The sequence below is a fragment of the Sphingobium sp. BYY-5 genome, from assembly GCF_022758885.1.
In the GTDB taxonomy this organism is placed as follows: Bacteria; Pseudomonadota; Alphaproteobacteria; order Sphingomonadales; family Sphingomonadaceae; genus Sphingobium.
Window position 1 is genome coordinate 518,883 of record NZ_JALEBH010000001.1, and the last position, 14,362, is coordinate 533,244.

Annotated in this window: 11 protein-coding genes; all 11 read left to right on the forward strand. The window is 65.6% G+C overall.

The window, feature by feature from the left end; translation table 11 throughout:
• Positions 1-73 precede the first annotated feature (73 nt).
• The 11 genes from MOK15_RS02590 to MOK15_RS02640 all read left to right on the forward strand — a co-directional run bounded on the left by MOK15_RS02590 (position 74) and on the right by MOK15_RS02640 (position 14,361).
• The gene (locus MOK15_RS02590) at positions 74-718 is read left to right on the forward strand and encodes an XrtA/PEP-CTERM system exopolysaccharide export protein (RefSeq protein WP_242930170.1); all 645 of its coding nucleotides are present in this window, start codon (positions 74-76) and stop codon (positions 716-718) included.
• A 2-nt stretch (positions 719-720) separates the two neighbouring features.
• Positions 721-2,244, forward strand: coding sequence for an XrtA system polysaccharide chain length determinant (locus tag MOK15_RS02595; RefSeq protein ID WP_242930171.1), 1,524 nt, complete (start codon positions 721-723; stop codon positions 2,242-2,244).
• Positions 2,245-2,258: 14 nt separating this feature from the next.
• Complete coding sequence (locus MOK15_RS02600; RefSeq protein ID WP_242930172.1) at positions 2,259-3,173, forward strand: P-loop NTPase; 915 nt, start codon at positions 2,259-2,261, stop codon at positions 3,171-3,173.
• Positions 3,170-4,771 carry a hypothetical protein gene (locus MOK15_RS02605; protein WP_242930173.1) on the forward strand — a complete coding sequence of 534 codons (1,602 nt, stop codon included), beginning with the start codon at positions 3,170-3,172 and terminating at the stop codon, positions 4,769-4,771. Before MOK15_RS02600 ends, MOK15_RS02605 begins: the two co-directional genes overlap by 4 nt.
• A 22-nt stretch (positions 4,772-4,793) precedes the next feature.
• Positions 4,794-6,098 carry an XrtA/PEP-CTERM system-associated ATPase gene (locus MOK15_RS02610; RefSeq protein WP_242930174.1) on the forward strand — a complete coding sequence of 435 codons (1,305 nt, stop codon included), beginning with the start codon at positions 4,794-4,796 and terminating at the stop codon, positions 6,096-6,098.
• A 25-nt stretch (positions 6,099-6,123) separates the two neighbouring features.
• The gene (locus tag MOK15_RS02615; RefSeq protein ID WP_242930175.1) at positions 6,124-6,969 is read left to right on the forward strand and encodes an XrtA system polysaccharide deacetylase; all 846 of its coding nucleotides are present in this window, start codon (positions 6,124-6,126) and stop codon (positions 6,967-6,969) included.
• The gene (locus MOK15_RS02620) at positions 6,966-8,036 is read left to right on the forward strand and encodes a FemAB family XrtA/PEP-CTERM system-associated protein (RefSeq protein ID WP_242930176.1); all 1,071 of its coding nucleotides are present in this window, start codon (positions 6,966-6,968) and stop codon (positions 8,034-8,036) included. Before MOK15_RS02615 ends, MOK15_RS02620 begins: the two co-directional genes overlap by 4 nt.
• Positions 8,033-9,259: a TIGR03087 family PEP-CTERM/XrtA system glycosyltransferase gene (locus tag MOK15_RS02625; protein WP_242930177.1), complete on the forward strand. Its 1,227-nt coding sequence runs from the start codon at positions 8,033-8,035 to the stop codon at positions 9,257-9,259. The genes MOK15_RS02620 and MOK15_RS02625 overlap by 4 nt, the downstream gene beginning before the upstream one ends.
• A complete protein-coding gene (gene xrtA, locus MOK15_RS02630; RefSeq protein WP_242930178.1) occupies positions 9,256-10,794 on the forward strand; it encodes an exosortase A in 1,539 nt (512 codons plus the stop codon). Before MOK15_RS02625 ends, xrtA begins: the two co-directional genes overlap by 4 nt.
• Before the next feature lie 131 nt (positions 10,795-10,925).
• A complete protein-coding gene (locus MOK15_RS02635) occupies positions 10,926-12,821 on the forward strand; it encodes an XrtA/PEP-CTERM system amidotransferase (protein WP_242930179.1) in 1,896 nt (631 codons plus the stop codon).
• Between the two features lie 190 nt (positions 12,822-13,011).
• Positions 13,012-14,361, forward strand: a complete 1,350-nt coding sequence (locus MOK15_RS02640) for an exopolysaccharide biosynthesis polyprenyl glycosylphosphotransferase (protein WP_242930180.1) — start codon at positions 13,012-13,014, stop codon at positions 14,359-14,361.
• Position 14,362 lies beyond the last annotated feature (1 nt).

Below are 14,362 nucleotides of genomic sequence, written 5' to 3' on the forward strand. Positions count from 1 at the left end.
AAAGCCCTGTGTCGACACGCCGCCTCTCCTCTTGGGCGGCCGATTGCGCATGGCCACGCCAAGGGGTGAGAATATGCGTTTCGTGTCGGTTTCCAGGCTTCTGATCGGTGCATCGCTGCCCGTCGTCGCCTTGTCGGGGTGCGCCTCCGCGCCGTCCGGGCCGCAATTGCCCCCGGCGTCCTTCGTGTCGACTCAGGAAGGGCCGGGCGAGGAATATGTCATCGGCCCGCTCGACGACCTCACCATCTTCGTCTGGCGCAATCCCGAACTGGGGGCAAAGGTGCAGGTGCGTCCCGATGGGCGCATCACCACGCCGCTCATCACTGACATGCCGGCCGTGGGCAAGACACCCAAGATGCTGGCCGACGACATCAAGCTGGCGCTGACCCAATATATCGAAAATCCGCTGGTGTCGGTGATCGTCAACAATTTCAGCGGCACGTTCAGCCAGCAGGTGCGGATCGTGGGGGCGACGGACAAGCCAGCCTCCATCCCCTATCGCGCGAACATGACCTTGCTCGACGCGATGATCTCCGTCGGCGGCCTCAGCGAATTCGCCGCCGGAAACCGCGCGCGGCTGGTCCGGTTCGATAAGGAGACGGGCAGGCAGAAGGAATATCAGGTCCGCCTGAACGACCTGTTGAAGAAGGGCGACACCAAGGCCAATGTCATGCTCGCGCCCGGCGACGTCATCATCATTCCCGAAAGCATGTTCTGACCATGGCGGGGCTTTACGACGAATTGCTGGTCCTGCTGCACGGCATCTGGAACCGGCGCTGGATCGCGCTGGGCGTGGCCTGGGGGCTGTGCATGGTCGGCTGGCTGGGCGTGGCGTTGATCCCCAACAGCTACCAGTCCAAGGCGCGGGTCTATGTGAACACCCAGTCGCTGCTGGAAGACAAGATGGGCATCACCCAGGTCCAGTCGCAGCAGGATCTGGACCGGGTGCGCAGCACGCTGGCGAGCGCGGAGAATCTGGAAAAGGTCGTGCGCGAAACCGACCTGTCGCAGTCCGTGTCCGGCCCGCGCGACATTGCCGCGAAAATCACCACGCTGCGCGAAAATATCACCGTCATGGCGCAGGCCGATCCCAGCATGATCGACATCAGCGCCATCTCCGCCGATTCAGGCCTGTCGGACGGCGCCAATGCGCGCATCGCCCAGCAGGTGGTGCAGAAGCTGATCGATATCTTCCAGGAAGAAAATCTGTCGGGCGACCGTAACCAGACCAAGCAGAGCCTGGCCTTCCTCGACCAGCAGGTTGCCGCGCGCGGCAAGCAGATGGAGGCGGCCGACCAGCGCCGCGTCGAATTTGCCCAGCGCTATGTCGGCCTTTTGCCCGGAGCGGGTTCGATCAGCCAGCGGATGGACGCCGCCCGGATGGAAATCAACACCATCGATTCGCAGCTCGTTCAGGCGCAGAGCGCCTTGTCGGCGATGAACGGCCAGTTGGCGGGCACGCCGCAGACGCTGCCGGGCATGGGCGTTTCGGGCGGCCCTTCGCCACTGGCGCAGGCGCAGGCCAATCTCGGATCGATGCGCGCGCGCGGCTGGACCGCCAATCATCCCGACGTGATCGCCGCCCAGCGTGAGGTCGACGCCCTGCGCAAGGCAGGCGGCGGCAGCGCGGGCGCTGGCGGCGGCGGCACGCCCAATCCAGCCTATCTGTCGATCAAGTCGATGCAGGCCGAGCGCGCCGCGACCGTGCAGGCGCTCCAGACCCGCAAGGCGCAGCTCCAGGCCGATCTCAACACCATGATGTCCCGCCAGGTCGATGAACCGGGCATCGCGTCCGAGCAGGAAAAGCTCGACAGCGACTATAGCGCGCTCAAGGCGCAATATGACAAGCTGATGGCCGACCGTGAGGAAATCCGCCTGCGTGGTGAGGTGAAGACGGAAACCGGATCGGTCCAGTTCCGCGTCATCCAGCCGCCCAGCGCGCCGACCGCGCCTGCCGCGCCCAACCGACCGCTGTTGCTGCTGGGCGTGCTGGTCATCGGCATCGGCGCCGGCGTGGGTGTCGCCTTCGCCATGGGGCAGCTCAAGGGCACGTTCCCGACCGTCGCGCGGCTGGAAAAGGCGGTCGGCCTGCCTGTCGCCGGATCGATCAGCCAGATGCGCAATGCGGCGCAGGCGGCGGTCGAGAAACAACGGCTCAAATGGTTCGCCGGAGCGAGCGGCGGTCTGGCGGCCGTCTGCCTGCTGCTCATCGTCGTCGAATTTGTCCAGCGTGGCATGGCGTGAAGGAGCGGACTCCCATGAACCAGAATAGCACCACCAAGGGCCACGGATCGCTGATCGAGCGCGCGACCGAGATTTATGATTTCAGCGCCGCGTTAAAGGGACGTGCGGCCCCCGTGGTCGCCCTGCCCGCTGCACCGGTGGAACCGATCGCGCCGATATTCGCTGCCCCCGTCGATGCGCCGGTCGTGCGTGCGCCGGCCTGGACAGGAGCGGTCCAGCCCATCGATCATGTTGGGCTGGCCGAGGCGGGCTGCCTTCAGCCCGACGGCCCGGTGACGGCCATGAGCGAGGAATTCCGCCTGCTCAAGCGCGACCTGCTCGCCCAGTTGCAGGGCAGTGCGCGGGGCAACCGCATCCTCGTCTGTTCGGCGCATAGTGGCGACGGCAAGAGCTTCTGCGCGATCAATCTGGCGCTCAGCCTGGCGGCGGAGAAGGATCGGGAGATACTGCTGGTCGATGCCGATTTCGGCAAGCCGGGGATTCCGGCCAGGCTGGGTCTGACCGCTGGGCCGGGCTTGATGGATGCGCTGGCCGATCCGAATATCGCGATCGAGGATTGCATCATTCGCACTGATTTGCCCTCGCTGGCGGTGCTGCCGGCTGGCGAGCGCAGCAACAACGACACCGAATATCTGGCTTCGGCCCGGACCCAGCAATTGTTCGCGCGGCTGACCGAGGGGCGGCCGGATCGCATCCTGATCTTCGATTCCCCGCCACTGCTCGCGGCGTCGCCCGCCGCCGTGCTGGCTAGCCACGCCGCGATCGCGCTGCTGGTCGTGCGTGCCGACAGGACGAGCGAGAGCGCGGTGCGCGAAGCCGCCATGATGCTGAAGGGCGGGGCGCAGGTGCAATTGCTGCTCAATGCCGTCCGCTTCACCGGCGGCCGCCGCTTTGGCAGCTATTATTCCAAGGGAGAGCCGCGGTCATGACCGGCCGTTACTGGATTTCGGGCGCATTTTCCGTTGCGCTGGCGGCCATGGCCGTGCCGGCGCTCGCCCAATCCTCACAACAGCAACAGCGTCTCAACGTCGTACCCTATCTGGGCGTGGATCAGGTCGTCATGGCGCCGCTCAAGGGGGACGGCGACGTCCTGACCTATACCAATGTCACGGCGGGCGTGACGGCCGAAGTCCGGACCCGCCGGGTCGAGGCGGTCGTGGACGCGCAATATGTTCACAGCTTCGGCTGGGGCAGCCAGGCGACCGATCAGGATGTCATCAGCGGCATAGCGAGCGCACGGGTCAACCTGACGCGCGGCCTGTCGCTCAATGCCGGCGGCCTTGCGACGCGGGTGCGGACCGACGGACTGTCCGGCGCGGCCACGCTTAACAACAGCTTCACCAGCCAGGTCTATGCCGGTTATATCGGCCCGTCCTACACGACGCAGGTCGGTGACTTCAGCGTCAACGGCTCCTATCGGCTGGGCTATGCGCGGGTGGAGGACGACACCGGCGCCGATTTCCCCGGCGCGCTGCCCAGCGGTTCCTTCGCGGATAGCTGGAGCCACAGCCTGCGCGGATCGGTCGGCTTTGCGCCGGGCACTGTTCTGCCGGTCGGCCTGACCGCCAGCGCCGGTTATGACCGCGAAAATGCGAGCCAGCTCGACCAGCGGTTCGAGGATGCCTGGGGCCGGATCGACGCCACGCTGCCGGTGTCGCGCACCGTCGCGCTGGTGGGCGGGGTCGGTTACGAGAATATCAAGATCAGCCAGCGCTCGCCGGTGCTGGATGAAGATGGCGCGCCGGTCGTCCGTGACGGCCGCTATGTCACCGACAAAAATTCGCCGCGCGCGCTGATCTATGAATTTGACGACATCATCTGGGATGTGGGCGTGCTCTGGCGGCCCAGTCATCGCACTTCACTCCAGGCGCGCGTGGGTGAACGCTATGGCGGCATGACCTATCAGGGCAGTTTCCTCTGGCAGGGCAGCAACAGCAACTTCGCGCTGGTCGTCTTTGACGGGATCGACAGTTTCGGCCGGATGATTATGTCTGACGTCGCCGGGCTGTCAGGCAGCAACCTCAATGTCGTGCGCAATCCCTTCACCGGCGACCTGACCGGCTGCGCCTTCTCCGCCACCGGCGGCGGGCAATGCTTCAACGACGCGTTGTCGGGCATCACCGACGCCAATTTCCGCTATCGCGGTGTGTCGGCGCAATATGCGCTGCGGCGCGGGCCGTGGGGCTGGGGCGTGGGTGCGGGCTATTCGCAGCGCAAGTTCATCACGCCGCAGGGGCAGACCGTGCTGATCCGCGGGTCGCGGGATGAGAACTGGTTCGGCAATGCGTCGATGACCTATATGTTCAACGACCGGGACAGCATCGATACTGTCGCCTACGTCAATTATTTCAACGCCAGCGGCGGGCGGCCCGATATTCTCAACTACGGTGCTTTCACAAGCTATTTCAAAGGTCTGAGCCGCCGCCTGTCGGCATCGGCATCCGTCGGCATCGATGGGGCCAAGGCCGACGACATCGACACGGTCATCAGCGCCATGGGGCAGGTTGGCCTGCGCTACAGCTTCTAACCGGCGCCTGGGAGACGAAGAAATGTACGATCAATTCTACGGATTGCAGGGCCGCCCGTTCCAACTGACGCCGGACCCGCATTATTATTTCGAAAGCGCGACGCATCGCAAGGCGCTGTCCTATCTGGGCTATGGCCTGGCGCAGGGCGAAGGCTTCATCGTCATCACCGGCGATATCGGTGCGGGCAAGACGACGCTGGTCGGCCATCTGATGCAGACGATCGACCCTTCGCGGCTGACCGCGGTCAAGATCGTGTCGACGCAGGTGGAGGGCGACGACATGCTGCGCCTCGCCGCGCAGAGTTTCGGGCTGGCGACGGAGGGTTTCACCAAGGCGGCGACCCTGCAACAGATTGAGGGCTATCTCCATGCCCAGGCGCGCGCTGGGCGACGCAGCCTGCTGATCGTCGATGAAGGCCAGAATCTGGGCATTTCCGCGATCGAGGAATTGCGGATGCTGTCCAATTTCCAGTTGGGCGGTCAGTCGCTGCTGCAAATCTTCCTGCTGGGTCAGCCGGAGTTTCGCGACCTGCTGAAATCGCCGGAACTGGAACAGTTGCGCCAGCGCGTCATCGCTACTCATCATCTGGAACCGATGCAGCAGCGCGAGGTGGAACCCTATATCCTGCACCGCCTGGGCATCGCCGGCTGGATCGGCAATCCGGCCTTCACCCCGGCTGCCTTCTCGGCCCTTTATACGGCGACCGGTGGCGTGCCGCGCCGTCTCAACGCGCTGGTCAGCCGCGTGCTGCTGCTGGGCGCGATCGAGCAACTGCATGAGATTGATGCCGATGTCGTGGCGGCGGTTGTCGCCGACATGGGGCTGGATGCGGACTTCATGCCGGAACCGATGAAGCCGTCGGTTCTCGATATGGACGAGCCGCTGGTGGAAATGGTTGTCGCAGAGCCGGCGCCCGACGAGCAGGTGGTTCGGCCAGCACCTTTCGCCGCGCCCCTTACCGAACCTGCGTTCGTCGAAGCGCAGGCGGGTGAGGAAGACGAGAATATATTCGATCCGGACGCCGAACCACGCGAAAGGCTCGATGAACTGCGTCGCGACATGCAGGATGAGATCGCGGCCCTGCGCGCCGAAATCGCATCGCTGCGCGCGGTGCAGGCCCACGCCCCCTTCGCTGCGCCCGCACCGACGATCGATCCCGAAGCGCTCAAGGACTGTTTCACTCTGATCGAGGAACGGCTCTCCACGCTGGAGTTTCGCGCTGAGGAACAGGATGCCGCGTTGCGCCGCGTCCTGACCCTGCTGGTCGAATGGGTCGAGCGGGAGGACCGGATGGCGGATGTCGGTCAGGATATCGCCGTCGCCTGATCGCGCGGACAGAGGTGGAAATATCATGCAGAACGCCCTGTCGGTCGATGTGGAGGACTGGTTCCAGGTCGGCGCCTTCGAACGGACGATCGACCGGGCCGACTGGGACAGGCTGACCCATCGCGTCGAGGGCAATACCGATGCGGTGCTGGACCTGTTCGCGCAGGCGGGCGTCCACGCGACCTTCTTCACCCTGGGCTGGGTGGCGGAACGCTATCCGGCGCTCATGCGGCGCATTGTGCAGGCCGGCCATGAAGTGGCGAGCCATGGCTATGACCATGCCCGCGTCTTCACCTTCACCCCCGACCAGTTTCGCGCCGATCTGCGCAAGGCGCGCGCGATCCTGGAGGATGCGAGCGGACAGGCGGTGACGGGCTATCGCGCGCCCAGCTTCTCGATCGACCCCCGCTCCCCCTGGGCGCATCCGATCCTGGCGGAAGAAGGCTATCGTTATTCGTCCAGCGTCGCACCGATCCGGCACGATCATTATGGCTGGCCCGATTCCCCACGCTTCGCCTGGAAGCCGGTACAGGATTCGCCGTTGGTGGAACTGCCGGTGACGACGGCCCAATGGGGCAAGCGCAGGCTGGCGGCGGGCGGCGGCGGTTTCTTCCGCCTGCTGCCCTATGGTTTTTCGCGCTGGGCGATCCGGCAGGTCAACGAACAGGCCGGGCGGCCCGCCATCCTCTATTTCCATCCCTGGGAAATTGATCCCGGCCAACCGCGCGTTGCGGGCGCGCCGCTACGCTCCCGCCTGCGGCACTATAGCAACCTGTCGGTGATGGCGGCCAAGCTGCGCCGCCTGACGCGCGACTTCGACTGGACGCGGGTTGACGCACTGGCCGACGCAGAAGCGGCGCGCGCGGCATGATGGCGGGGAATGGTGCTGGCCCTTCTGTAACGATGCTCGACCTGAACGACCCGGCGCAGGCGCAGGCGGTTGACGCTTATGTGATGGGCCATGACGAAGGAACGCCCTTCCATCGTCCGGCCTGGCTCGGCGCGGTCGAGGAAGCGACGGGCAATCGCGCCCTGCTGCTGGCTGCTATCGGGCCTTCGGGCCGGATCGTCGGCTTCCTGCCGCTGCACCATATCAAGAGCGCGCTGTTCGGCGAGGCGTTGGTGTCCACCGGCTTTGCAGTCGATGGCGGCATATTGGCGGATGACGAGAATGTCGCGGCGGCTCTCGCCATGGAAGCGCAGGAACTGGCGCGCGCGCGTGGCGATCTGTCGCTCGAATTGCGCGGCGGCGCGGCCCCCGGAACTGACTGGGAACGGCGGGAGGGGCAGCATGTCAGCTTCGCTCGCCCGATCGCGTGCGACGATGAAGCCGAATTGCTGGCCGTACCGCGCAAGCATCGCGCCGAACTGCGCAAGGCGCTGGCCAATCCAGCGCTGACCATAGAGGTGGGCCGCGATCTGCGGCACCTTCGCGCCCATTATCATGTCTACGCCACCAGCGTCCGCAATCTCGGCACGCCGGTCTTCCCGGCGGGGCTGTTCCGTGCCGTGCTGGAACGGTTCGGGACGGACGCGGACATATTGATCGTGCGTGAAGGGGAGCGGCCGGTTTCGGCGGTATTGAGCCTTTATCACAACGGCCGGATCTTGCCCTATTGGGGTGGCGGCATCGGCGATGCACGGCGATTGCGATCCAATGAACTCCTATATTACCGACTGATGGGACATGCCAGGACGCGGGGCATGACCATGTTCGACTTCGGCCGGTCAAAGGTCGGCAGCGGCCAGGCGACATGGAAGAAGAGCTTCGGCTTCGAACCGCACCCGCTGGTCTATCATGGCTGGTCCGCGGACGGCGCCCGGCGCGACATCGATCCCAACAGCGCCAGATATCAGCGGCGGATCGATTTGTGGAAGAAGCTGCCCTTGCCGGTCGCCAATCTGATCGGCCCCTATATCGCGCGGGGGCTGGGATGAGCGGCGACATCCTCTTCCTCTGCCACCGCATCCCCTTTCCACCGGACCGGGGCGACAAGATACGGTCCTGGCATCTGCTGAAACGGCTGGCGGAAGCAAGCGCCGTCCATGTCGGCTGTTTCGCCGATGATGATCGCGACATGGGTTTTGCGGACGAACTGGCGCAGATCGCGGCCAGCCAGTGCGTGTTACGGCGTGACCGGTGGAAAGTCACCGCCGGGCTGACCGGCCTGGCGAAGCGCCAGTCGCTGCTTGTTTCGCTGTTCGATCATCCGGGACTGCACCAGTGGGTCGCGCGGACCCTGGCGGAACGACCAGTTCGTGCGGTCTTCGCTTATTCAGCGCAGATGGCGCATTTCGTGCCGGTGCTGCCGCCAGACATCCGCTTCATAATGGATTTCGTCGATTTCGATTCGGCCAAATATGCGACCTATGGTGCACAGGGCAGCGGCCCCATGGCATGGATCAACCGCCGTGAAGGACGACTACTGTTCGATTTCGAACGCAGGATCGCCCGGCGCGCCGCCACCTCCAGTTTCGTGAGCGAAGCTGAAGCGCAGATGTTCCGCGCCGCCACAGGCCACAATTCGCGTCGTGTGGTGGCGCTCGAAAATGGCGTGGCGCTCGATTATTTCGATCCGGCAGCGGATTTCGCGCCGGTCGAGGCGGGGCAGGGGCCGCTGCTCGTCTTCACCGGCCAGATGGACTATCGCCCCAATGTCGAGGCGGTGGAGAGCTTCGCGCGCGAAACGCTGCCCGCCATTCGGGTTGCCCACCCCGATGTTCGTTTCGCTATTGTCGGGCGCAATCCGGTGAAGGCGGTGCAGGCGCTGGCCGATCGGCCCGGCGTGATCGTGACCGGTGGCGTGCCTGATGTGCGCGGCTGGCTGGCGGCGGCGGATGTGGTTGTCGCGCCGCTGCGGATCGCGCGCGGCATCCAGAACAAGATACTCGAAGCGATGGCGATGGCCCGCCCCGTCGTTGCCTCGTCCCAGGCGGCGGAAGGCATCGACGCGACCGACGACGCGCATCTGCTGATTGCCGACGATCCCGCGCATGAGGCGGAAAAGATCATTGCCCTGCTCGCCGACCCGGCCCGCGCGGCAACGCTGGGGCGGGCGGCGCGAGCACGGATGGAAGAGCGTTATCGCTGGTCGGCGACGCTGGACCGGCTGCCCGACCTGCTGTTCGGCCGGGCCTCGGTCGGAGGTTGCATGGTATGACGGACCGTGCGCTGACGCCCGCTCGCTTGCCGCTGGTCGACCTGACCGGCTGGCGCGGCCATCTCATTGCGCTGGGCGTGGTGGCCTTCGCCATCCTGTCGCTCTTCTTCGACGATGTCTGGTCCATGGTGTCGATCTGGTGGAACGCCTCCACTTTCGGCCATTGCCTGTTCATTCCCTTCCTGATCGCCTGGCTGGTGCAGCAGCGCCTGGGCGGTCTGCGGCAATTGCAGCCAGTGGCCTGGGCGCCGGGCCTGCTGTGGCTGGGGGCGGGGGCCTTCGCCTGGTTGCTGGGCGCGGCGGCGGGGGTGGCGATGGTGCGCCACGGTGCGCTGGTCGTGATGCTTCAGGGCGCGACGATCGCGCTGCTCGGCCCGGCGGTCGCCCGTGCGCTGCTCTTCCCCCTCTTCTATGCCTTCTTCATGGTTCCCTTCGGGGAGGAGATCGTCCCGCCACTGCAACTGGTGACGGCGCGGCTTTCCATGCTGCTGCTCGACCTGTCGGGCGTGCCCGCGCATATGGAGGGCATCTTCATCACCACGCCGACGGGTTATTTCGAGGTGGCCGAAGCCTGTTCCGGCGCGAAGTTCCTGATCGCCATGACCGCCTATGGCGCGCTCGTCTGCAATGTCTGCTTCAAGAGCTGGCCGCGCCGTATCCTCTTCATGACCGGCGCATTGGGACTGTCCGTCCTGGCCAATGGCGTGCGCGCTTTCGCCACCATCCTCGTCGCGCACCTGACCACGGTCGACGCGGCGGTCGGCTTCGACCATGTCGTCTATGGCTGGGTCTTCTTCGCGATCATCATGATCGTCGTCATGGCGACAGCCTGGCCCTTTTTCGACCGCAAGCCCGGCGATCCCTGGTTCGACCCGCACGCCTTGCAACGGGAAGGGGAAGGCGGCGGTCCGGCGGGCAAGGTGGTGGGCGGCGCGCTGGCGCTGGTCATCGCCGCGCCGCTCTGGCTTGCTGCAACGGCTGCTGCTGCCGATCCGCTGCCGCCCATGCTGTCCATGCCGGCGATCAATGGCTGGAGCCGCACCGACGATCGTCAGGCCTATCCCTGGAAGCCGCGTTTCGACGGCGCGGATCATTTCGTCACCGGTCGCTATCGCAACGGGCGCGGGCAGGTGGTGGATCTCGCCATCGCCAGCTTTGCGCGGCAGGATGAGGGCCGCGAACTGGTCGGTTTCGGCCAGGGCGCGGCCGATCCCGACAGTGCATGGGTCTGGTCTTCGCCCGCGCGCGCGCCATCCGACGCGCGCGGCGAGCAGATCACCGCCCCCGGCCCGGTGGTGCGTCATGTGGTGAGCTTCTATATCGTGGGCGGCGGAGCGCCGACCGGCAGCAGGCCGGCGGTGAAGCTGGCGACGATGAAGGCGCGCCTGCTGGGCCGTGACCAGCGCGCCATCGCCATATTGGTGTCGGCTGAGGAAGGGGAGGACCATCCCGCCGACGCTGCCATTGCCGCTTTCCTCACCGATCTGGGAGATGTGCAGCTTTTGGCTGACCGCAGCATCGGCATCCGGCGATAATGCGCATTGCTTTCAATCCGTTCGCCCTGAGCTTGTCGAAGGGCCGCACTTACTTCAAGAAATAGCAGGGCTTCGACAGGCTCAGCCCGAACGGGGTATGATTTGTCGGCCGATGATCTAAAGACCAAACCATGTGCGGCATAGCGGGCATCTTCCATCTCGAAACGGCCAAGCCGGTCGATCCCGCGCGGGTGCGCGCCATGCTGGACGTGATGCCGCATCGCGGCCCGGACGGCAGCGGCATCTGGACCGCGCCGGGCGTGGGGCTGGGCCATCTGCGCCTGTCGATCATCGACCTCGCCGGCGGCGCGCAGCCGATGCTGACCGAGGATGAGAGCCTCGCGGTCGTCTTCAACGGCGAAATCTATAATTTCGCGGAAGTGCGTGGCGAGTTGGATGCCAAGGGTCATGTCTTCCGCACAGACAGCGACACCGAAGTCATTCTCCATGGCTATCGCCAGTGGGGGGAGGATTGCGTCAGCCATTTCAATGGTATGTTCGCCTTCGCCTTGTTCGACGCGCGCGCGCAATCGCTGTGGCTGGCGCGCGACCGGCTGGGAGTGAAGCCGCTTCATTATGCGCTGCTCTCCGACGGCAGCCTGATCTTCGGATCGGAACTCAAGAGCCTGCTCGCCCATCCGTTGCTGCGCCGCGCGCCGGACCTGTCGGCGGTCGAGGATTATATGGCCTATGGCTATGTTCCCGACGACGCCTGCCTGGTGGCGGGCGTGCGCAAGCTGGGCGCGGGGGAAACGCTGCGGCTGGTGCGCGGGCGGCCTCTGCCGCAGCCGCAACGCTATTGGGACGTCAGTTTCGCCGATCGCAGCAAGGCGAAGCCAGAGGTACTGGAGGAGGAACTGGTCGCCCTGATGCGGCAGGCGGTCCGATCCCGCATGGTGGCGGACGTGCCGCTCGGCGCGTTCCTGTCGGGGGGCGTGGACAGTAGCAGCGTCGTCGCGCTGATGGCCGAAGCGTCGACCCAGGCGGTCAAGACCTGCACCATCGGCTTCGACGTCGCCAGCCTGGACGAAACCGCCTATGCGGATCGCGTCGCCCGCCGCTTCGCCACCGACCATCGCAGCCGGATCGTGTCGCCCGACGATTATGGCCTGATCGACACGCTGGCCTTCCATTTCGACGAGCCGTTTGCCGATGCGTCCGCGCTGCCCACCTACCGGGTGTGCGAACTGGCGCGTGAGCAGGTGACGGTGGCGCTGTCGGGCGACGGCGCGGATGAGGCGTTTGCAGGCTATCGCCGCCACCGTTTTCAGATGCAGGGCGAACGGCTGCGTGCCCTGATCCCCGCGTCGGTGCGCCAGCCTGTGTTCGGGACGCTCGGCCGCCATTATCCCAAGGCCGACTGGGCGCCGCGTTTTCTACGCGCCAAATCGACTTTCCTGGAACTGGCGGGCGAGGGAGGCGAGGCCTATGCCAACTCGGTGGGGGTGACGCCCCATGCCTTGCGTCAGCGCTTGTTCAGCCAGGAGATGAAGGGGCGCCTGGGCGCATACCGGGCCGAGGATCGCTATATCAAGGCGATGGCGGATGCGCCCGCGCGCGATCCGATCGACCGGGCGCAATATGCCGATATCCGTTTCTGGCTGCCGGGCGACATTCTGACCAAGACCGACCGGATGAGCATGGCCGTCAGCCTGGAAGCGCGCGAGCCTTTGCTCGACTATCGGCTGGTGGAGTTTGCCGCGCGCCTGCCGGTCGCCCAGCGCATTCGCGGCAATAGCGGCAAATATATCGTCAAGAAGGCGATGGAGCCGTTCCTGCCGCAGGATATTCTCTATCGCCAGAAAATGGGCTTCGTGACCCCGATCAGCGCCTGGTTCCGTGGCGCGCTGGCGGGGGAGGCGACGGCCATCGCGGGCGGATCGGCGCTGGCGAAAACCGGCTGGTTCGACACCAAGATGTTGGCCAGGGTCGCGGCGGACCATCGTGCGGGCGTGTCCGATCATGGCCGGCTGCTTTGGCAATTGCTGATGCTGGACAAGGCGCTGGCGCGGTTGTTTGGAGTGTGAAGGCGTAATTCCGTTCGCCCTGAGCGAAGTCGAAGGGCAGGGCTGAGCGAAGTGAAGCCACTTCGCTAGGCTCAGTAGAGGGCTTCGACTTCGCCCAGCCTGAACGGGTTGTTGAGGCGTCAGTAACTCCCCCTTGCAACCCGCGTCCACGAATGCCAACGGGACACATGACGATAAATAGGGCGCATCAGTGACAGTCTCCAAGGAAATCGTGCGGCTGCGCCTCTATGCGCTGTGTCTCGCGGGGGACATGGCCGGGCTGTTCTGCGCCTTCCTGGCCGCCAATTATTTCGTGCTGGGCGCGCTCTGGGGCGAGCCGGGCAAGCCGCACGGCCTGGTGATGTTCGCCATGGTCGCGCCGCTCTATGCGTTGCTCGCGGTGCAGGGCGGCGCCTATGGCATCAACACGCTCGACCGCGTGCGGCGCGGTATTTTCCGCGCGCTGCTGGCGCTGGCGCAGGCGGCGCTGCTGATGCTGCTGATCGTCTATCTGGGCAAGATCGCCGAGCAGCTTTCCCGTCTGACCTTCCTTGCCGGGCTGCTGCTGGGCGCGCTGGCGCTGGCGCTGGTCCGCCTGGCCGTCGCGCGGCTGGCGGTGCGCCTGCTGGGCGATGTGCCGCACCTCACCGCTGTCATCATGGATGGCGTTGTCATCGAAACCGGCCCGCATATGGAGATCATCCAGGCCGACGCCGCTGACCTTCGCCCCGAACGGCATGATGCGGACATGGCGGCCCGGCTGGCGGCGGCGGTCGGCATGGCCGAACGGGTGATCGTCGCCTGTCCGTTTGAGCGGATGGACGACTGGTCGGCGGCGCTCAAGTCGCTGTCGGCCCGTGGGGAAATCGTCGTTCCCGAACTGCTGCGCTTCGCGCCGGCGCGGGTGGATGAATTTGACGGCCAGCCGACTATCATCGTGGCGGGCGGTCCGCTCCAGTTTCGCGATCGCCTCATCAAGCGCTTGTTCGACCTGATCGTCGCCAGCATCGCAACCCTGTTGCTGTCGCCGATTCTGATCGCCGCCGCGCTGGCGGTGAAGCTGACCAGCCCCGGCCCGGTGCTGTTCCGCCAGCCGCGCATCGGCAAGGATGGGCGCCCCTTTTCCATCTACAAATTCCGTTCGATGCGCAGCGAGGCAAGCGACCATAAGGCGGCGACCCTCACCCGGCGCGACGACGACCGGGTGACGCGCGTCGGCGCCTTCCTGCGCAAGACCAGCATCGACGAACTGCCGCAGCTCTTCAACGTGCTGAAGGGCGATATGAGCATCGTCGGCCCGCGCCCGCACGCCGCCGCCGCCAAGGCGGGCGACAGCCTCTATTGGGAGGTCGACGCCCGCTATTGGGAACGGCATTGCATCAAGCCGGGCATGACCGGCCTTGCCCAGGTGCGCGGCCATCGCGGCGCGACCGATCATCATCAGGATCTGATCGATCGCCTGCGGTCCGACCTGGAATATGTTAGCGACTGGTCGATCTGGCGCGACCTGCGGATCATCGTCGCAACTCTGGGCGTGCTCGTCCATCACAAGGCCTATTGAG

Coding starts and splice junctions, on each gene's coding strand:
- MOK15_RS02590 (WP_242930170.1), top strand. CDS start 74: ATGCGTTTCGTGTCGGTTTCCAGGCTTCTGATCGGTGCATCGCTGCCC.
- MOK15_RS02595 (WP_242930171.1), top strand. CDS start 721: ATGGCGGGGCTTTACGACGAATTGCTGGTCCTGCTGCACGGCATCTGG.
- MOK15_RS02600 (WP_242930172.1), top strand. CDS start 2,259: ATGAACCAGAATAGCACCACCAAGGGCCACGGATCGCTGATCGAGCGC.
- MOK15_RS02605 (WP_242930173.1), top strand. CDS start 3,170: ATGACCGGCCGTTACTGGATTTCGGGCGCATTTTCCGTTGCGCTGGCG.
- MOK15_RS02610 (WP_242930174.1), top strand. CDS start 4,794: ATGTACGATCAATTCTACGGATTGCAGGGCCGCCCGTTCCAACTGACG.
- MOK15_RS02615 (WP_242930175.1), top strand. CDS start 6,124: ATGCAGAACGCCCTGTCGGTCGATGTGGAGGACTGGTTCCAGGTCGGC.
- MOK15_RS02620 (WP_242930176.1), top strand. CDS start 6,966: ATGATGGCGGGGAATGGTGCTGGCCCTTCTGTAACGATGCTCGACCTG.
- MOK15_RS02625 (WP_242930177.1), top strand. CDS start 8,033: ATGAGCGGCGACATCCTCTTCCTCTGCCACCGCATCCCCTTTCCACCG.
- xrtA (WP_242930178.1), top strand. CDS start 9,256: ATGACGGACCGTGCGCTGACGCCCGCTCGCTTGCCGCTGGTCGACCTG.
- MOK15_RS02635 (WP_242930179.1), top strand. CDS start 10,926: ATGTGCGGCATAGCGGGCATCTTCCATCTCGAAACGGCCAAGCCGGTC.